This window comes from Centipeda flueggei ATCC 43531 (assembly GCF_000160695.1).
GTDB lineage: Bacteria > Bacillota > Negativicutes > Selenomonadales > Selenomonadaceae > Centipeda > Centipeda flueggei.
Genome location: NZ_GG694006.1, coordinates 958457 through 975938, shown reverse-complemented (window position 1 = coordinate 975938; position 17482 = coordinate 958457). Strand labels below are relative to the sequence as shown.

Here is a 17482-nt window from a genome sequence, read left to right as displayed (position 1 = left end):
GCCGCAGCGCCGCGGGCAGAGCATGCAGTGTTTCAGTAAATCAATCAATCGTTTCTCCTTGTATGTTGTATGTGTTGGGGGCTATGAAGTTGTTCTCTCGTGACTTTCTCGCCCTTTCAATCATGCTCACTTACTCTGCAGCGTGCTGAGATTCTTCCGATAGAAAGTCGCATGCGTTACGGGCGCCCCCCATCGCCTCACTGCGTTCGGCACTTCCCCCGCATCGGCGGGGGAAGCTATATTGCCGTTTCCATACTCGCATCGGCGGGGGAAGCTATTATGGCCGTTCTCCAAAGCCTCCCCCGTGATCACGGGGGAGGGGGGCCGCTTGCGGTGGTGGGGGCACAATTCAAGCGAAGCGCGTTTAGGAATCCGCAGGTATTTAGGCAGATAAGTGTACGACCGCCTGTGCAACGAAGTGTTTGCGAGGAGCACGCACAGTAACTATAGGAAGCACTGATAAATTCGGTACAACCATCTTGACGCATCTTTTTTGCCCGCACTTCGGCGGAAAATCCTCCACAGAGCACCACTCTGCGTCCGGTTTTCCACCTCGTTCGGACGAAAAAATCTACGCCAATCTGGCAGACCTCATTTTATCAGTGTTTCCTATATTTTCGCACAAGAAAACCGAGACGGCAAGCCCGTCTCGGTTCTGTCCGATCAATGAGAGATGTTACGGAAGTACGACATCAACCCCCAGGTCTGCGGCAGCGGCACGAATGTCGGATGGTGGTTCCGTATCCGTGACGAGCCCCGACAGGGAATTGAGCGGTGCATAGTCATAGTTGCCGTCAGCAGCGAGCTTGCGCGCTTCCGCGAGTACGTAGGAACGTTTGCTGCGGGCGATGATGGTTGCCTTGTTGAGTCCGTCGTCGATGTCGTAGGTGGAGACACTGTTTGCCTTGACGTTGACGCCGACGGCGCCGACAAAGGCAATATCGGGCTTCAGCTTTCCGATGAAGTCCTGCGTCATACCGCCCCAGAATCCGTCACGTCCGCGGTTGATCTGCCCGCCCGCAAAGATCAGCTCGATGCGGGGATTGCGTGCCAGGACGCCGAGCACATCGACCATGTTCGTGACAACGGTCAAATCACGGTCGCTCTTCATGAGCAGTTCTGCAATGGCAAGGTTGCTCGTGGACACGTCGAGGAAGACCATATCCTTGTCATGGATGAGAGAGACAGCTGCCTGCGCGATGCGCCGCTTTGCCTCGACATCCATGTGACGATGACGGCTTACCTCGATCATGTGAACGCTTTGGGTCAGTTTCACGGCACCGCCGTAGGTGCGCTTGAGGCGTCCTTGCCGCTCCAGTGACCCGAGATCCTTGCGGATGCAGTCCTCGGTGACTTTGAATTTGGCGCTGAGCTCCTTGACCTTAACCTTGCCGTCACGCTCCACCATGCGGACGATGAGCTCTTGACGCTCCTCCAGAAACATGATATTCACTCCCTTTACGCAGATGAAAATAGAAACGCTCATATATCTGCGATTCAATGTAGCGTCCATCCTTTGCGTTTAGTGTAACGCAAAACAGACAAAATAGCAAGACAATTTTATCTATTGAATTAAATTTATAGGAGTGAAATCATTATTTATATTCTATTATAATAAACAAATTCCTGCATTTCGTAGTATTAAATTATGATTATATGGGAATAACAAGAAAAATCCCCCGATCACGATGATTTCCATTGTCCTGTATACAATGTTGATATCGCAGTAGGACGTATCTGATCGGGGGAATTCTTATTCGAAAAGAACTATTCTGTTTACTAACCGAAAGAAGATGCTTTACGCACCGACTTTCAGCTTATCGCGTCCGAAGACGTGGCGATTGAAACCGATCTCTTCCTGTGTCATGCCGAGTGCGAGCCCGACGAGCTGCTGCAGGTGGAGGATGGGCATGTCGGTCTCACCGCGGACCGCGTCGCGTCCCTCGGGTCCGTACATATCGAGCTGCATCTGGCAGAGCGGGCATGGGGTGGCGATGAGATCGGCATCTGCGTGTGCCGCACTTGCGGCGATCTGTCCTGTGACGGTCAGCACGTCGTGCTCGGCGGTGAACTGTGCGTGGAAGCCGCAGCACTTGCGCCCCGCATCGAACCAGACGGGCTCCCCCCCGAGGCGGCGTACGAGACGCTCGAAGGACTCGGGATAGTCGCCTTCCTCATAGTGCATCTGCGGTTTCGGACGCAGAATGTGGCAGCCGTAGTAGCAGGCGACCTTTGTCCCCTGCAGTGCGTCCGTGATCTTTCCGTCGAGCACCTCGGGATGCTCATCGAGGACCCAGAGGAAATGCGTGATGTCGCTCGTCCCCTGATATGCGTACGGATGACCTGCTTCCTCCAGGATGGCATTCACCTTGTCCTTCAGCCCCGGCTCATGGTCGAGTCGGTATTTCGCCGTGCGCAGCTGCAGCGTGCAGGTATTGCAGACAGTGAGGATGGGGAGTCCCATATTCTCTGCGATGGAGATGTTGCGTGCGTTTATGGCGAGCATGGCGAGGTCGTTCACGCCCTGCCCGTGGGATGCGCCGCAGCACGTCCAGTTCGGGATTTCTTCGATCTCAATGCCGAGCTTTTCGCAGACCTTCTTGAGCGAGGTATATGCCTCGGCTGCCGCGCCGTCGAGGACGCAGCCCGGGAATAGTGCGTATTTCATTATGCGTCCTCCTTATCGGCGTTCTCCGCCGCCTTGACAATGGCGTCGATGGTCTTGATCTCGGGGTTGACGGGATGCTTGGCGAGCGGATCCATCTTGCCGACGTTCATGAGGCGCAGTGCCATCGGCAGGCGCAGGCTCGACATGAGGTATCCCTCGGATTTGATGTTGAGCTTCGACTCGTCAAGCGTGCCGGAGGTCTGGATGTCATCGTAGATCGCCTTTGCGTGGCGCGCACCGACGTTGTCGTCGAGGTGATGCTTAAAGGTTTCCGCCTTCAGCTTCTCGATGGCACCGGCGGGGTCGAGCCCTTTCGGACATTTTGCTGTGCACTCCTGACAGTTGAAGCAGCGCCACAGCCCGGCCTCGATGACGGCCTTCAGATGCTCCTCGGGGCTTTTGCTGCGCGAGTCGGCGACGAGCTTCTCCGCCTTGACGAAGGCAAAGGGATCGAGGAAGTCGTCCTGATTCAGTGTGTTCTTGTTGCACTCGGAGACGCAGGATCCGCAGAGAATGCAGCCTGCGTATTTTTTGTACTTGTTGAAGTCCTCGGGGGACTGGAGACAGCCCGTTTCCACCGTGAACTCGTCCTTCGGATGGAGGGAGGGTTTTACCTTTTTGAGGCGCGCGTATTTTGGATCCCAGTCGACGATGAGGTCGCGGATCACGCGGAAGTTGCCGAGCGGCTCGATCGTGAGCTCGTCGCTCTGATAGCGTGCCGTGAGGTCGTCAATCAGCACCTCGCAGGAGAGCTCGGCGTTGCCGTTGACGCGCACGGCGCATGCGCCGCAGATGCTCGAACGGCAGGAGCAGGTGAAGGAGAGCGTCGGATCCTGCTGCTCCTTGATGTAGGTCAGTGCGCCGAGGACAGTAAGCCCTGTGGAGCGCGGCACGGTGAACGTGTCCACCCACGATTTGCCCTCGACATAGCGATGGATTTTGAGTGTTGCGTCCATGTCAATACTTCCTTTCCTTTGGCGGATACTTCGTGATGACGACGTCCTTGTACTCCGCCGTGTACTTCCCGTCGGGCTGCTTGTAGATCAGCGTATGCTTGAGGAAGTTCACATCGTCGCGCTTCGGGAAATCGCGGCGCGAGTGTCCGCCGCGGCTCTCCTTGTGTGCCGCCGCGCCCTGCACGATGGCATGGGAGATCTGCAGGAGATTGCCGAGTTCGACATACTGCTCGAATGCTGTGTTGTAGACATGGGAGCTGTCGCCGACATAGCAGTTCTTGTAATCCTCTTCGAGCGCACGCAGTTCCTTCGAGGCCGCTTCGAGCTGCGCACCGTCACGGAACACGCCCGCCTTGTACCACATCGTGTTGACCATGGCATCGCGGATCTCGGGAACCGTGCGGTTCGTCGTGTGCGGACGTGCGGTCACCTTGTCAAAGTGATCCTTCCACTTCGTGCACGCTGCAGCGAGCTGATCCTGTGTGCCCTCGTAGCTGTGTTCCTTGGCGTAAGCGGCGGCACCCTCGCCTGCCGTCTTGCCAAAGACGAGCACCTCGGAGAGACTGTTTGCCCCAAGGCGGTTCGCACCGTGGACGGAGACGCAGCTGCACTCGCCCGCCGTAAAGATGCCGGGGATGCGCGTCGCGCCCGTCTTGTAGTCGGCCATCTCAAGGCCTCCCATGGAGTAGTGGCAGGTCGGGCTGATGAGGACAGGCTCCTTCGTAATATCAACGCCCGCAAAACGCTTTGCGAGGCCGTAGACCTGCCCGAGGCGTTCGTGGATGCGCTCGGGCGGGATCTTTGTAAAGTCGAGGTAGACGCCGGCGGTCAGCCCCTCGCCGATGCCGCGTCCCTGTTCGATCTCCGTGGCGATGGCGCGTGCGACAATGTCGCGCGTCGCGAGCTCCATCTTCTCCGGGGCATATTTCGACATGAAGCGTTCGCCGTTCTTGTTGAAGAGCTGTGCGCCCTCGGAGCGGCTGGACTCGGAGAGCAGAACGCCGTTGACGGAGAGACCTGTCGGATGGAACTGCACCATTTCGGGATCCTTGAACGGGATCCCGACGTTCATGCCTGCGACGATGCCGTCGCCCGTCGAGCTGTACGGATTGGAGGTACGCACCCAGTAGGCACGGCCGTAGCCGCCTGTGGCAATGATGATCGTTTTCGCGGGAATGCCGATGAGGTCGCCCGAGCGCATATCCATCGCGACAATGCCCGCGAGTTTGCCGGCGTCCGTCATGCTGATCTCGAGCATCTGGCACTCGGAGATGAAATCAATATTGTGTGCAAGGCACTGTTCGAAGAGTGCGTGCACCATGGCGTGTCCCGCACGATCCTCGAAGTATGCTGCACGCGGATAGGATGAGCCGCCCATCTTGCGCTGATGGAAGTGACCATCCTTCTGACGGTTGTACGGATAGCCCATGTAGTCCATCTCGAAGATGGTTTTGCCCGCGTTCTCTGCGAAATACTCGACTGCGTCCTGATCACAGAGATAGTCGCCGCCCTTGATCGTGTCGAATGTGTGCGACTCGATACTGTCATTAGGGTCGGTGACGCCCGTCACGCCGTTCATGCCGCCCTGTGCCATCGTCGATGCCGAGCGCGTCGGGACGAGCTTCGTCAGGACAGCGACCTTCAGATCCTTGTTCTGAGCTGCCGCGAGTCCTGCACGCATCCCTGCACCGCCGCTGCCGATGACGAGCACGTCATAGGTCACGTCGCCGCGCCGTACCTGCTCCGGGATGTTCTTTCCCCCGCAGCCGAGATAGGCACCGGACATGAGGACAACGCCCGCCGCTGCTGTTCCCTTGATAAAGGTGCGGCGTGAGATTTCCATTGCCATTGCTTTTCCCTCCTAATGATACATAGAATCTATTTCAATTATAAATAAATCCTATAATAGATTCCTATTTCGTTCTTGGAGAAAGAACTCCTTCTTTTTGGATAAAAGAAGTACTTTACTGAATATTGCGGAGCATAAGGGCTAAAATGGCACAAAAAAACTCCCCTGACGAAGCGGGGGAGGGGGCTAGGCGGTGGCGGGTGTGCTGTGAACGGAGGCTGCGTGTGTGCTGCTGCATCAGAACTGACAGTATGCCGGCATTCCCGTGCTTGCGCAGCGCGCGGGATGTTGTTAGAATACAAGGGAATCGCTGATAAAATGAGGTATGCCAGATTGGCGTAGATTTTTTGTCCGATTGAGGCAGCAAACCGGACGCATAGCGAGGGCTATGTGGAGGATTTGCTAACGATAAGCGGGCGAAAAAGATGCGTCAAGATGGTCGTGCCGAATTTATCAGTGCTTCCCAAGATATCAGTACTTCCTTAGCTGCGCAGGGCACGGCGTTTGAGGACGTAGTTCCACACGGTGACGATGCCGGCGGCAATGATCTTGGCGAGCATGTAGTAGACGCTGAGTCCGTCGACGAGCACCCACATGAGGATCTGGTTGAGGACAAGTCCTGCGATGCTTGAGCCGAAGAAGAGGATTTTCGCGCGGTGCGTTTCGGCGGATGCGCCATGAAAGACGTAGATGAGGCAGAGACGATAGTTGACAAAGACGGAGATGCTGAAGGAGATCCCCGACGAGAGGAGATAGTAGAGCCCTGCATACTCTGTGAGGATGTAGAGCAGCCCGTAGTCGAGCAGGAAGCAGCCGCCCCCGACGAGGAGGAAACGGAGAATTTCATGAAATCTGGATGGCATGGGTCACCTCGGAGGATTGAACTGCGGCGTGAATATCGTCTGCTGTTTCTGCATGCTGCACAGAGGCACTTGCTCTGCTAAGGTTCACTTAGGAACATGGTGCTCTCTTGCTTCGATATTGGTGCAGAAGGATGATCATACGATATCGCCGCTGAAGAAAGGAATCCTATATATGATACAAAAGTTTTTCCGGTTGTTCAAGTCGCCCCTTGTTCTTCTGCTCGGCATGGCACTCTTCCTCGGCGGGTGCGGGGGGGATGTGACGGCGGAGGAGACGCGGATCGTGATGGGGACGGTGGCACGTTTGACCGTGCGTGCGGATGAGATCACGTCGCAGGCGGCGCTGCGGGACGGGATGGCGGTACTTACTGCGGTGGAGGAGGATGCGGACGGTGCGGTGCTCGCCCGTGTGGAGGCGGCGGCAGGGACGGGGGAATGGACGGAGGTGCCGTCCGGGCTCTATGAGACGCTTGCCCTTGCGCAGGAGATGGCGCGCCAGTCGGACGGTGCGTTTGATATTACCTCGGGCACGCTGACGGAGCTGTGGGATGCGGCGCGTGCCGCACAGTATCCGCCGACGGCGGAGGAGGTCGCCGCGGCGCGCGCACACGTCGATTGGCATGCGCTTGAGCTGCGAGAGCGTGCCGCTGATGATGGAGAGCACCCGGAGGTACGGCTTCTGCGCGCGGGGATGAAGATCGACCGCGGCGCACTCATCAAGGGGCTGGCACTCGACGGCATCGCGCGCAGCTGGGCGGCAGGCGGCGCAGTGAATGCTCTTGCCGATCTCGGCAGCAGCTCGATTCTCGCGTGCGGCGTGAATGCGGAGGGGGAGCCGTGGCATATCGGCATCCGCAATCCGCGCGGGGAAAGCCGCAGCGATCTCGCTGCGGCGGCGCAGCTCTCAGATGCCATGCTCTCCGCATCGGGCGACGATGAGCGGTATTTTCTCTGCGAGGGGCGGCGGTATCATCATCTCGTCGACCCGCGCACGGGCTATCCCGCAGAGACGGGACTCGCATCCGTCACCGTCATTCTGCCGCAGAATGCGATGGAGGGGACCGCGTGGGCAGGGCATGAGGGACAGCTCTCGGATATGCTCTCGACGGCAATCTTCGTCATGGGCGCGGAGCGTGGGCGCAGCCTCCTCTCGGAGATTCCGGGTGCACAGCTCATCCTGATTGGGACAGATGGACATGTGATCGAGTGACAAAAAGGCCTGCCATTCGGAAGCGTATTCCGAAGGCAGGCCTTTGCTGCAGAGAAGGTCACCCGATCTGTGTGACGTGGCTGACGTTGAAGCCCTTTGCCGCGAGACGCTCCCTGACTGTCTCCACATCCGGTATGTCGGCGCGGATGATGATGTCGTAGGTGCCGCTCGGCTGGGGGATGGTGACCATGCTGTCGATACTGATGTCAAGATCGGCGAGTATGGTGGCAATGTCGCGGAGGACGCCCTTGCGGTCGGTGACCGCGACGGTCAGGCGCGTCTTGCCGCTGTCGAGTCCCATGATGGTGACGAAGGCGCGGAAGATATCCGTGGAGGAGATGATGCCGACGACTTTGCCGATCTCGGAGAGGACGGGCATGCCGCCGATCTTTTCGCGCGCCATGATGAGCGCCGCTTCCTCGATCGTCGTTGTGTCGGTCACGGTGATGACGTTCTTCTGCATGACGTCAGCGACCTTGATCTTCGAGAGCAGGGTGCGCAGCTCAAAGCGGTCGAGCGTGGTTGCTGCCGAAGGCGAGGCGCGCAGGAGGTCGCGGTTTGTGAAGAAGCCGACGAGCTTTCCGTGCTCGACGACAGGCAGGCGGCGGAAATGCCCCTTGTCCATGATCTTTGCCGCCTCGTCGATCCCCACATCGGGGGCAATGGTGATGGGGTTCTTGGTCATGCAGTTGGCAACAAACATAATGCTCCTCCTTGCAGGGATGAATTTGTATATTACTGTAATATTCGCGCTTTAGGGCGTGTTTTCCTTCTTTTCTTATCCGCCCAGATAGGCCTTGCGTACCTCCTCGCTCGCAGCAAGATCCTTTGCGTCGCCCGAGAGCGTGATGCGTCCCGTCTCGAGAACGTAGGCACGGTTCGCGATGGAGAGCGCCATATTGGCGTTCTGCTCGACGAGCAGGATGGTCGTGCCCGCCTTGTTGATGTCAACGATGATGGAGAAGATCTCCTTGATGAGGAGCGGCGCAAGCCCCATCGACGGCTCATCGAGGAGCAGGAGACGCGGACGGCTCATGAGTGCGCGTCCCATGGCGAGCATCTGCTGCTCACCGCCCGAGAGCGTGCCCGCCTGCTGGGAGATGCGCTCCTTCAGACGAGGAAAACGCGTAAAGACCATCTCCATGTCGCTCGCGATGCCGTCCTTGTCATTGCGGATGAAGGCACCGAGTTCGAGATTCTCGAGGACGGTCATATCGGCAAAGATGCGCCGCCCCTCGGGCACCTGTGAGATGCCGCGGCGTACGATGTCGTGGGCGCCGAGCCCCGCGATGCCCTGTCCCTCAAAGTCGACGGCGCCGCTCTTCGGAGCGATCAGCCCCGAGATCGTGCGCAGCGTCGTGGACTTGCCCGCACCGTTCGCACCGATGAGGGTGACGATCTCCCCCTGATGCACCTCAAGCGAGATGCCCTTCAGTGCGTGGATTGCACCGTAGTAGACGTTGAGATCCGCGATGCGGAGCATGGGGATGCCGTTCTGCGGCTGTGTTGCTTCGTTTGCCATGATTATTCCTCCGACCCCAGATACGCGCGAATGACCTCGGGGTTTTTCCGAATCTCGTCCGGCGTGCCGTTTGCGATAATTGCGCCGTACTCGAGCACGTAGATGCGCTCGCAGATGCCCATGACAAGTGACATATCGTGCTCGATCAGGAGAATCGTGATGCCGAACTCCTTCTTCACCCAGCGGATCATCTCCATGAGTTCGATCGTTTCCTGCGGGTTCATGCCTGCCGCCGGTTCGTCGAGGAGCAGGAGGGACGGCTGTGCCGCGAGGGCACGCGCGATCTCGAGACGGCGCTGTGCTCCGTAGGGGAGGTTCTTCGCCTTCTCCTGCGCCATGCCGTCGAGATGGAAGATCTCGAGCAGACGATGTGCCTCCTCTGTGAGTTTATCCTCCTCCGTGCGATAGCGTCCGACGCGCAGTATCGCCTCGATGAGACCGTAGTTCATGTGGCAGTGATAGGCGATCTTGACGTTGTCGAGGACGGAGAGCTCGCCAAAGAGGCGGATGTTCTGGAACGTGCGGGCGATGCCGCGTGCCGTGATCTGGTAGGGAGATAGTCCGACGATACTCTTGTCCTTGAATAGGATTTCGCCTGTCGTGGGATGGTAGACGCCCGTGAGGAGATTGAACGCAGTGGTCTTGCCGGCGCCGTTCGGTCCGATGAGTCCGATCAGCTCGCCGTATTTGATGTGCATGTTAAAGTCGGCGACCGCTTTGAGTCCGCCGAAGACCATGGAGACATCCGTTGCTGAGAGCAGGTTTTTTGCCATTATGCTTCTCCTCCCTTCCGAAAGAAGCGGCGCAGCGGCTGCATCGCCGTGATCTCAACGTAGCCGAAGAGACCCTGCGGACGGTAGAACATGAGCAGGATGAGCGCGAGCGCATAGATGATCATGCGCGCATTCGGGAAGCTCGCGAGAGCCGCCGAGAGGAAGGTCACGACAAGTGCGCCCGCGATCGATCCCGTCATCGAGCCGAGACCGCCCATGACGACCATGATGAGGATATTGAACGACTGCATGAAGGTAAAGGATGCGGGGCTGAGGATGTACATGTTGTGCCCGAAAAGGCAGCCCGCCACGCCCGCAAAGAATGCGCCGATGGTAAAGGCAAGCACCTTGTATTTCGTCGTGTTGATGCCCATGGACTCCGCCGCGATCTCGTTCTCACGGATGGCGAGGCAGGCACGGCCGTGGCGGGAGTTCACAAAGTTCTTGATGATGCAGAGCGTGGCCAGCATGAGGAAGAACACCCATGTGAAGTTCGTGAGGTGCGGGATGCCCTTGAATCCTGCCGCACCGCCGACATAGGGAACGTTGATGATGATGATGCGGACGATCTCGCCAAGTCCCAGGGTCGCGATGGCGAGATAGTCGCCGCGCAGACGCAGCGTCGGCAGACCGATCAGCGCGCCGAGCAGTCCTGCCGCAGCGCCGCCCGCGAGGAGTGCCGCCGCAAAGGGCAGGTGAAAATTCGTTGTGAGCACGACGCCGACATAGGCACCGATCGCCATAAAGCCCGCGTGCCCAAGGGAAAACTGTCCCGTGTAGCCGTTGATGAGGTTGAGGCTCGCCGCAAGGATGATGTTGATGCCCGCAAAGATGAGATTGAGCTGCCAGAAGGCGTTCAGCATCCCCGCACTCGTCAGCCCCATGATGACGGCGTAAATGATGAGGGCAAAGACGAGCATTTTGAGATCATTTTTCGTTGATGGATTCATCGTCACCCCTCCTTAGACCTTTTCCTTAACATTCTTGCCGAATATGCCCGCAGGGCGTATGAGCAGGACGAGAATCAGGATGGCGAAAGCCGCCGCATCGCGGAACATGGAGAAGCCGAGCCCCGAGATAAACGCCTCGACAATGCCGAGAACGATGCCGCCGACGACGGCGCCCGGCAGGATGCCGATGCCGCCGAACACCGCCGCGACGAACGCCTTGATGCCGGGCATGATGCCCATGAGCGGATCGATCGAGTTGTAGTAGATGCCGATGAGTACGCCCGCAACAGCGGCGAGCGCCGAGCCAATGGCAAACGTGATCGAGATGATGCGGTTCGCATTGATCCCCATGAGCTGTGCCGCTTCCGTATCGTAGGAGGCGGCACGCATCGCCTTGCCGATCTTTGTCGAGCGGACGATGTAGGTGAGGATGAGCATCAGCAGGAGGGTGACGCCCATGATGAGCATCTGCTGACCGCTGATGATGAGCCCGCCGAGGTCAAACGACACGTCGCTGAGTGTGGCGGGGAACGTGCGCGGCGTCGGTGAGACAATCGCCATCATCACGTACTCGAGGAGGAAGGACACGCCGATTGCCGTGATGAGCACGGAGATGCGCGGCGCGTGGCGCAGCGGACGGTAGGCCAGCCGCTCCACCACGACACCGAGCAGGGACGTGACTGCCATGGAGATGAGAATCGCCGGCACAACGGGGATCCCGAGCGTGATCGCGTAGAAGCCGAGGTATGCCCCGACCATGTAGATATCGCCATGGGCGAAGTTGATGAGCTTGATGATGCCGTAGATCATCGTATAGCCGAGAGCGATCAGCGCGTAGATGCTGCCGAGCGAAATCCCGTTGATGAGCTGCTGCAGAATCTGTTGCAGTACCTCCATAGAAAAACCTCCCTGAGATGATGAAAAGAGCCGCAGGATGCGGCTCTTTGAACGTTTCTGTGCAGATTAGTTTGCGCTCGGCATGATCTTTGCGACCACCGCGCGGTCGCCATCCTTATTCTCGAGGATGACTGCCTGCTTGATCGGGTTGTGGTTTGCATCCATCGTGATCGTGCCCGTGCCGACGATGAGGTCCTTTGTCTCCTCGAGGGCTTTGCGCAGCGCCTCGGGATCGTCGGAGCCTGCACGCTTCAGCGCATCAACGAGCAGCTTGCCGGCGTCATAGCCGAGGGCAGCAAAGACGTTCGGCATGTGGCCGTATTCCTTCTGATAGGCATCGATGAAGGGGCGCACTGACTCATCCTTGTCGGAGTAGTGTGTGCTGAAGTACGTGTTGTTCAGCGCATCCGCTCCTGCGAGCGCGGCGACCTTTGGATCATCCCAGCCGTCCGTGCCGATGATGGGCGCTGTGATGCCGATCTCACGCGCCTGCTTGACGATCTTGCCGACTTCCTCATAGTAGGCGGGGACGAAGATCACATCCGCATTCGCCTCGCGCAGACGCGTCAGCGTCGCCTTGAAGTCCTGATCCTTGCCCAGGAATGCCTCGGTCATTAGCACCTTGCCGCCGCCGGCGGTGAAGACCTTCTCAAAGACCTGTGCGAGGCTCTTGGAATAGTCCGTCGAATTGTCGAGGTAGATGACCGCCGTCTTCGCTTTCAGTGTATCGAGGGCAAACTTCGCCATGACATCCCCCTGCTGCGGGTCGATGAAGCAGCTGCGGAAGATCCACTCCTTCACCTGACCATTCTCGACCGTGACGTCCACTGCCGTTGCATCCGGGGCGATGACGGGGATCTTGTTGTCCGCCGCAATCTGTGACTCGGCGATGACGTTTGCGGTTGTCGCAGGGCCTACGATGGCGCGGACATGATCGTCGGAGATCAGCTTTGTCGCTGCATTGACGGACTCTGCCGCTTCGGACTTGTTGTCCGCCTCAACGAGGGTGATCTTTTTGCCATTGATGCCGCCGGCATCATTGGCTTCTTTGATCGCGAGCTTCAGCCCTTCGAGCGTCGATGTGCCGTAGTTCGCCGTGTTGCCGGTCATTTCAAAGTTTGCGCCGATGCGGATCTCGTCCGAGTTCGCCGTATTTCCTCCGCAGCCGGCAAGTGCCGAGCCAAGAAGAGCTGTGCCGACGAGTGCAGCGGCAAGACGCAAGGCTTTTCCTCCGAATCTCATGGATATACCCCCTTAGATAATGCCTATGAAAAATATAGTCCACATTATACGGGAGCGCACGCCGTTCGTCAAGGGATACATTTGACAGAGAGGATTTTTCATTGCTATAATAACGGAACTCCATATATATATCTTTCTCACAACTATGGGGGAAGAGGGATTTACACCAAGGGAGAATAATATGAATGAGAAGAAATTTCCGCTCACGAAGGAGGAGACGCTGCGTCTCATCGAGCGGTACCCGACCCCGTTTCATCTCTACGACGAGGCAAAGATCCGTGCGAACTTCCGCCGTCTGCGCGAGACATTCGCATGGGCGCCGAGCTTCCGTGAGCACTTTGCCGTAAAAGCACTGCCGAATCCGCGCATTGTTCAGATTCTGCATGAGGACGGAGCGGGCACGGACTGCAGCAGCACCCCCGAACTCATTATCTCTGCCGCAGCGGGCGTCAAGGGCGAGGAGATCATGCTCACCTCGAACGATACGCCGTATGAGGAGTTCCAGAAGGCGATCGAGCTCGGTGCCGTCATCAACCTCGATGACCTCAGTCACCTTGACTATATGGCGGAGCACGCCGGCCTGCCGAACCTCCTCTGCTTCCGCTACAACCCCGGCAACCTCGTCGAGGGCAACGATATTATCGGAAAGCCCGTCGAGGCAAAATACGGGCTCACGCGTGAGCAGATGTTCGAGGGCTATCGGCGCGCCCTTGAGATGGGCGTGAAGCGGTTCGGCGTGCACACGATGGTGATCTCTGCCGAGCTGCGCACGGAGGCATTCCTCCTCACGGCGCGTCTCATGTTCGAGCTGGCGGCGGAGCTGAAGGAAAAACTCGGCATCCACGTTGAGTTTGTCAACCTCGGCGGCGGCTTCGGCATCCCGTACCGCCCCGAGCAGGACGGCATCGACTATGACGCCGTCGGTGCGGGCATCGAAAGGCTCTACAATGAGATCATGCGCCCCGCCGGGCTCGGCGATGTCGGCATCCGTACGGAGAGTGCACGCGGCATCACGGGTGAGCGGGCTGGCTCGTCTCCACAGTGCTCCATGAGAAGGACACGTACAAGAAGTACATCGGCCTCGACTCCTGCATGGCGAACCTCATGCGCCCTGCGATCTACGGCGCCTACCATCATATTACCGTCCTCGGCAAGGAGAATGCACCTGCCGACCACGTCTATGATGTGACAGGCTCGCTCTGCGAGAACAACGATAAATTCGCCATTGACCGCGCCCTGCCGAAAATCGACATCGGAGACATCCTCATCATCCACGACACGGGGGCGCACGGCAGTGCGATGGGATTCAACTACAACGCAAAGCTCCACTGCGCGGAGCTGCTGCGCCGTATGGACGGCAGCATCGAGCTGATTCGCCGTCCTCAGACCATCGACGACTACTTCGCCACGCTGAAATACGAGGGCTCACTGATCAAGTAATTTCATAATAAGAAGGCGCTGACGAAGCTAAAACTTCGTACAGCGCCTTTTTATATGAATATTTCTCTCTATGCGTCAGCGCAGCACCATACTCAGGAGGGCAATCTCGACCATGGCGGCGATGCCGAGGACGAGCGTGCCCATCGTCTGGACGCGGTAGCCCTGATCGGGGGTGAGACCGCTGAACTCGGAGACGACCCAGAAGTACGAGTCGTTCGCATGAGAGACGGTCATTGCTCCTGCGCCGATCGCCATGCAGACGAGCGTCGCCTGCAGCGGCGTATCAAAGCCGAGGACGGTGAGCAGCGGTGCGATGATGCCCGCCGTCGTAATCATGGCAACGGTGGACGAGCCCTGCGCGGTCTTGAGCACCGCAGAGAGCAGGAATGGGAAGAAAATGCCCAGACCGCCGAACACATCTGCGTGTGCCGAGATGTATTTCACCATGTCGGAGGTCGCAATTACCTTGCCGAGCACGCCGCCCGCCGCCGTGATGAAGAGGATGGGGCCGACGGTCATGAGGCTGTCATTGCAGATGGCGTAGAACTCCTCCGAGCGTCCGACGGAAAAGAGCTGCATCGTTGCGAATACCATGCCGACGCCAAGGGCGATGATCGGCGTACCGAGGAACCTGATTACCTCGACAGAGAGACCGGTCATGCCCGCCATAGTGACAATGGAAGACAGCGCCATGAGCGCAATGGGGACGACGATCGGGGCAAGTGTGCTGAGGCCGGAGGGGAGTTTGCCGTAGGAGGCGATGAGCGCGGTGTAGCTCTTTGTTGCCTCGTCAGGCTGTACCTCATCCTTCGACTGTACTTTTGTCCCAATCCAGCGCGCGTAAAAGTATCCTGCGATCAGCGGAAAGATCGAGCAGAGAAGACCAAGCCCAATCACCTGCAGGAGATAGTCGCCGATGCCGAGTGTGCTTGCCGCAGCGATAGGGCCGGGGGTCGGCGGGATAAAGACGTGTGAGATAAAGAGTCCCGAGCTCAGGGCAAATGTCATGGCGACGGCAGAAACTGCCGTGCGGCGGACGAGTGCCTTGCGGATGGGGCTCAGGATAACAAAGCCCGAGTCGCAGAATACGGGGATGGAGACGACCCAGCCCATGAGCTGTACGGCGATGACGGGCTTTGTCTTGCCGACGAGGCGGATCATCATGTCTGCGAGCTTCAATGCGCCGCCCGTTTTTTCGAGCACGGTACCGATCATCGCACCAAGGATAATAACGATGCCGATGCTTGTGAAGGTCCCCGAAAAGCCCTGTCCGATGATGGTGGCAAGACCATGCTGCACTGTTCCGTTATCGAGTTTGTGATCGACAAGCGGAATGCCGGCAGCCAGTCCCAGCCCAAGGGAGACAAGCATGATGGAGATGAACGGATGAATACGCAGCTTTGAGATCATGACGATCATGATGACGATCGCCAGCCAAAAAGCGAAAATCAGCGGTAATCCGGTCATAGCAATACCTCCTTACTGCGAGAAACCGAGAAAACGGTTCCCGTTCAAATAAAATATCAATGCACTTTTATTTTAATCCTATTAGAAGCGTTTGGCAAGTGTGAAAAAATAAAAAACGGATGCAATTTCCTGCATCCGTCGTCTTTGCTTATCTTGTTTATCCTGTGATTCCGAGGATCTTGTCCAATTTCTCGCGGTCATAGCTGAGGGCGAAGTCCTTGCCGTCCGCCGTCGTCACGGGAACGATAGTGTCGCCGGAGAGCACCTTGCACTCCGCAAGGGCGGCAGGGTCGTGCTCGATGTTATGCTCCTCATAGGGAATGCCGCGATATTTCAGATAGCGTTTTACTTTGGAGCACCACGGACAGACCGTGATGGAGTAGACCTTTACCATGAAGCCCTCCTTATGCGCCGATGAGCTTGTCGATGGCGGGCTGATCAAAGCCGCGCACGTACTCTCCGTTGTCGGCGAGGATGACGGGGCATGCAGCCTCGCCCGTGAGCTTCACGAGCTCGTCGTAGGCGGCGGGCTCCTTCTCAATGTCGCGCACCTTGTAGGCGACGCCCTTCTTGTCGAGATACTTCTTTGCCTTCGTGCACCACGGGCACGCGTCGAACGAGAAAACCTGAATCATGGGAATTCCTCCTTGTTGTTTCTATCAAATCGTTCATTACTTCTTCAAAGCCGCGAGATACTTCTCCGCGTGGAGGGCGGCGGTCGTGCCGTCGGCGGCGGCGGTCGTCAGCTGGTGGATCTCCTTGACGCGGATATCGCCGGCGGCGAAGACCCCCGGGATCTCCGTGCGGCAGTCCTCACCCGCCGGGATGTAGCCCGCCTCCGTGAGGGCAAGCTGCCCCTTGAAAAGCTCCGTATTCGGGATAACGCCGATGTTGACGAAAATCGCATCGACCGGCAGTGTCTCCTTCGCGCCCGTATCCTTGTGCAGGAGATCGACGGACGTGAGGCGATCCTCGCCATTCAGATGTGTGATCTCCGTCTCGAGCATGACCGTCACCTTTGGATTGGCATAGAGCGCATCCTGTGAGGCCTTATCCGCGCGCAGCTGGGAGCGGTGGATGAGGTAGAGATGCTTGGCGTACTTCGTGAGGAAGTTCGCTGCATCGACCGCCGCGTTGCCGCCGCCCATGACGGAGATCACCTTGCCCTGATACGTGTGCCCATCGCACATATGGCAGTAGTGCACACCGCGATTGAAGTAGTGAGGCTCCTGCGGCAGGGGGAGCTTGCGGCGGTTCATGCCTGAGGCAATGATGACGACGGGCGTCTCGTAGACGCGTGTTTCGGTCTCCACAATCTTCGGCGTGCTCTTTAGATCGACGCGCTCAATGCGGTCGAACTCGTCGATCTCCGCACCGAAATTCATCGCCTGCTTTTCGAGCGTGCCGATCAGCTCCATCCCGCTCACGCGCTCGAAGCCCGGGAAGTTCTCAATATCCGCCGCCGTGGCGATCTGACCACCGACGAGCGCGTTCTCGAGGACGAGCGTCCTGAGATTCATGCGCCCCGCATAGAGGGCGGCAGTCAGCCCCGCCATGCCGGCACCGATGATGATAATATCCTTTTCGATATGTTCTTTTGCCATAGCTTCATCTCCCTGTGATCCACGATATTGACCTTTTGATT

Annotated in this window: 16 protein-coding genes and 1 pseudogene; 2 read left to right on the top strand and 15 right to left on the bottom strand. The window is 58.1% G+C overall.

The annotated features are described in order from the left end of the window. Positions 1 to 676: 676 nt before the first annotated feature. The 5 genes from HMPREF0908_RS04675 to HMPREF0908_RS04655 all read right to left on the bottom strand — a co-directional run bounded on the left by HMPREF0908_RS04675 (position 677) and on the right by HMPREF0908_RS04655 (position 6336). Positions 677 to 1444 carry a DeoR/GlpR family DNA-binding transcription regulator gene (locus HMPREF0908_RS04675; RefSeq protein ID WP_040572524.1) on the bottom strand — a complete coding sequence of 256 codons (768 nt, stop codon included), beginning with the start codon at positions 1442 to 1444 and terminating at the stop codon, positions 677 to 679. A 354-nt stretch (positions 1445 to 1798) separates the two neighbouring features. Continuing rightward, positions 1799 to 2668: a CoB--CoM heterodisulfide reductase iron-sulfur subunit B family protein gene (locus tag HMPREF0908_RS04670; protein WP_006690294.1), complete on the bottom strand. Its 870-nt coding sequence runs from the start codon at positions 2666 to 2668 to the stop codon at positions 1799 to 1801. Beyond that, positions 2668 to 3624, bottom strand: a complete 957-nt coding sequence (locus HMPREF0908_RS04665) for a succinate dehydrogenase/fumarate reductase iron-sulfur subunit (protein ID WP_006690293.1) — start codon at positions 3622 to 3624, stop codon at positions 2668 to 2670. The genes HMPREF0908_RS04670 and HMPREF0908_RS04665 overlap by 1 nt, the downstream gene beginning before the upstream one ends. A gap of 1 nt (position 3625) precedes the next feature. Further along, positions 3626 to 5473: an FAD-binding protein gene (locus tag HMPREF0908_RS04660; protein WP_006690292.1), complete on the bottom strand. Its 1848-nt coding sequence runs from the start codon at positions 5471 to 5473 to the stop codon at positions 3626 to 3628. Between the two features lie 482 nt (positions 5474 to 5955). Then, on the bottom strand, positions 5956 to 6336 hold the full coding sequence (locus tag HMPREF0908_RS04655) for a GtrA family protein (RefSeq protein WP_006690291.1): 381 nt from the start codon (positions 6334 to 6336) through the stop codon (positions 5956 to 5958). Positions 6337 to 6508: 172 nt separating this feature from the next. Here HMPREF0908_RS04655 and HMPREF0908_RS04650 point away from each other — a divergent pair, with 172 nt between their 5' ends. Continuing rightward, entirely contained in the window at positions 6509 to 7546 is a 1038-nt protein-coding gene (locus HMPREF0908_RS04650) for an FAD:protein FMN transferase (RefSeq protein WP_040572419.1), read from the top strand. Between the two features lie 58 nt (positions 7547 to 7604). On the opposite strand, the gene HMPREF0908_RS04645 is transcribed toward HMPREF0908_RS04650, so the two are convergent. The 6 genes from HMPREF0908_RS04645 to HMPREF0908_RS04620 all read right to left on the bottom strand — a co-directional run bounded on the left by HMPREF0908_RS04645 (position 7605) and on the right by HMPREF0908_RS04620 (position 12930). After that, positions 7605 to 8249, bottom strand: a complete 645-nt coding sequence (locus tag HMPREF0908_RS04645; protein WP_006690289.1) for a CBS domain-containing protein — start codon at positions 8247 to 8249, stop codon at positions 7605 to 7607. 75 nt (positions 8250 to 8324) lie between these two features. Next, positions 8325 to 9068, bottom strand: a complete 744-nt coding sequence (locus HMPREF0908_RS04640) for an ABC transporter ATP-binding protein (RefSeq protein WP_006690288.1) — start codon at positions 9066 to 9068, stop codon at positions 8325 to 8327. 2 nt (positions 9069 to 9070) lie between these two features. Beyond that, the gene (locus tag HMPREF0908_RS04635) at positions 9071 to 9841 is read right to left on the bottom strand and encodes an ABC transporter ATP-binding protein (RefSeq protein WP_006690287.1); all 771 of its coding nucleotides are present in this window, start codon (positions 9839 to 9841) and stop codon (positions 9071 to 9073) included. After that, a complete protein-coding gene (locus tag HMPREF0908_RS04630) occupies positions 9841 to 10791 on the bottom strand; it encodes a branched-chain amino acid ABC transporter permease (RefSeq protein ID WP_006690286.1) in 951 nt (316 codons plus the stop codon). Before HMPREF0908_RS04630 ends, HMPREF0908_RS04635 begins: the two co-directional genes overlap by 1 nt. Positions 10792 to 10803: 12 nt before the next feature. After that, entirely contained in the window at positions 10804 to 11688 is an 885-nt protein-coding gene (locus HMPREF0908_RS04625) for a branched-chain amino acid ABC transporter permease (RefSeq protein ID WP_006690285.1), read from the bottom strand. A 66-nt stretch (positions 11689 to 11754) separates the two neighbouring features. After that, positions 11755 to 12930 carry an ABC transporter substrate-binding protein gene (locus HMPREF0908_RS04620; RefSeq protein ID WP_006690284.1) on the bottom strand — a complete coding sequence of 392 codons (1176 nt, stop codon included), beginning with the start codon at positions 12928 to 12930 and terminating at the stop codon, positions 11755 to 11757. Positions 12931 to 13111: 181 nt separating this feature from the next. Between HMPREF0908_RS04620 and HMPREF0908_RS04615 the strand changes: the two are divergent. Then, positions 13112 to 14370 (top strand): annotated as a pseudogene (locus tag HMPREF0908_RS04615) (diaminopimelate decarboxylase family protein). 75 nt (positions 14371 to 14445) lie between these two features. On the opposite strand, the gene HMPREF0908_RS04610 reads toward HMPREF0908_RS04615, so the two are convergent. From HMPREF0908_RS04610 to HMPREF0908_RS04595, 4 genes are all read right to left on the bottom strand, one after another. After that, positions 14446 to 15837, bottom strand: a complete 1392-nt coding sequence (locus HMPREF0908_RS04610) for a GntP family permease (RefSeq protein WP_006690281.1) — start codon at positions 15835 to 15837, stop codon at positions 14446 to 14448. A 157-nt stretch (positions 15838 to 15994) separates the two neighbouring features. Further along, positions 15995 to 16231, bottom strand: coding sequence for a glutaredoxin family protein (locus HMPREF0908_RS04605; protein WP_006690280.1), 237 nt, complete (start codon positions 16229 to 16231; stop codon positions 15995 to 15997). Between the two features lie 10 nt (positions 16232 to 16241). Next, entirely contained in the window at positions 16242 to 16472 is a 231-nt protein-coding gene (locus tag HMPREF0908_RS04600; protein WP_006690279.1) for a glutaredoxin family protein, read from the bottom strand. A 36-nt stretch (positions 16473 to 16508) separates the two neighbouring features. After that, entirely contained in the window at positions 16509 to 17441 is a 933-nt protein-coding gene (locus HMPREF0908_RS04595; RefSeq protein ID WP_006690278.1) for an NAD(P)/FAD-dependent oxidoreductase, read from the bottom strand. Positions 17442 to 17482: the final 41 nt, after the last annotated feature.

Bases quoted from the DNA above. Each gene is read 5' to 3' on its own strand.
- HMPREF0908_RS04675 (WP_040572524.1), bottom strand. From the start codon at position 1,444: ATGTTTCTGGAGGAGCGTCAAGAGCTCATCGTCCGCATGGTGGAGCGT.
- HMPREF0908_RS04670 (WP_006690294.1), bottom strand. From the start codon at position 2,668: ATGAAATACGCACTATTCCCGGGCTGCGTCCTCGACGGCGCGGCAGCC.
- HMPREF0908_RS04665 (WP_006690293.1), bottom strand. From the start codon at position 3,624: ATGGACGCAACACTCAAAATCCATCGCTATGTCGAGGGCAAATCGTGG.
- HMPREF0908_RS04660 (WP_006690292.1), bottom strand. From the start codon at position 5,473: ATGGCAATGGAAATCTCACGCCGCACCTTTATCAAGGGAACAGCAGCG.
- HMPREF0908_RS04655 (WP_006690291.1), bottom strand. From the start codon at position 6,336: ATGCCATCCAGATTTCATGAAATTCTCCGTTTCCTCCTCGTCGGGGGC.
- HMPREF0908_RS04650 (WP_040572419.1), top strand. From the start codon at position 6,509: ATGATACAAAAGTTTTTCCGGTTGTTCAAGTCGCCCCTTGTTCTTCTG.
- HMPREF0908_RS04645 (WP_006690289.1), bottom strand. From the start codon at position 8,249: ATGTTTGTTGCCAACTGCATGACCAAGAACCCCATCACCATTGCCCCC.
- HMPREF0908_RS04640 (WP_006690288.1), bottom strand. From the start codon at position 9,068: ATGGCAAACGAAGCAACACAGCCGCAGAACGGCATCCCCATGCTCCGC.
- HMPREF0908_RS04635 (WP_006690287.1), bottom strand. From the start codon at position 9,841: ATGGCAAAAAACCTGCTCTCAGCAACGGATGTCTCCATGGTCTTCGGC.
- HMPREF0908_RS04630 (WP_006690286.1), bottom strand. From the start codon at position 10,791: ATGAATCCATCAACGAAAAATGATCTCAAAATGCTCGTCTTTGCCCTC.
- HMPREF0908_RS04625 (WP_006690285.1), bottom strand. From the start codon at position 11,688: ATGGAGGTACTGCAACAGATTCTGCAGCAGCTCATCAACGGGATTTCG.
- HMPREF0908_RS04620 (WP_006690284.1), bottom strand. From the start codon at position 12,930: ATGAGATTCGGAGGAAAAGCCTTGCGTCTTGCCGCTGCACTCGTCGGC.
- HMPREF0908_RS04610 (WP_006690281.1), bottom strand. From the start codon at position 15,837: ATGACCGGATTACCGCTGATTTTCGCTTTTTGGCTGGCGATCGTCATC.
- HMPREF0908_RS04605 (WP_006690280.1), bottom strand. From the start codon at position 16,231: ATGGTAAAGGTCTACTCCATCACGGTCTGTCCGTGGTGCTCCAAAGTA.
- HMPREF0908_RS04600 (WP_006690279.1), bottom strand. From the start codon at position 16,472: ATGATTCAGGTTTTCTCGTTCGACGCGTGCCCGTGGTGCACGAAGGCA.
- HMPREF0908_RS04595 (WP_006690278.1), bottom strand. From the start codon at position 17,441: ATGGCAAAAGAACATATCGAAAAGGATATTATCATCATCGGTGCCGGC.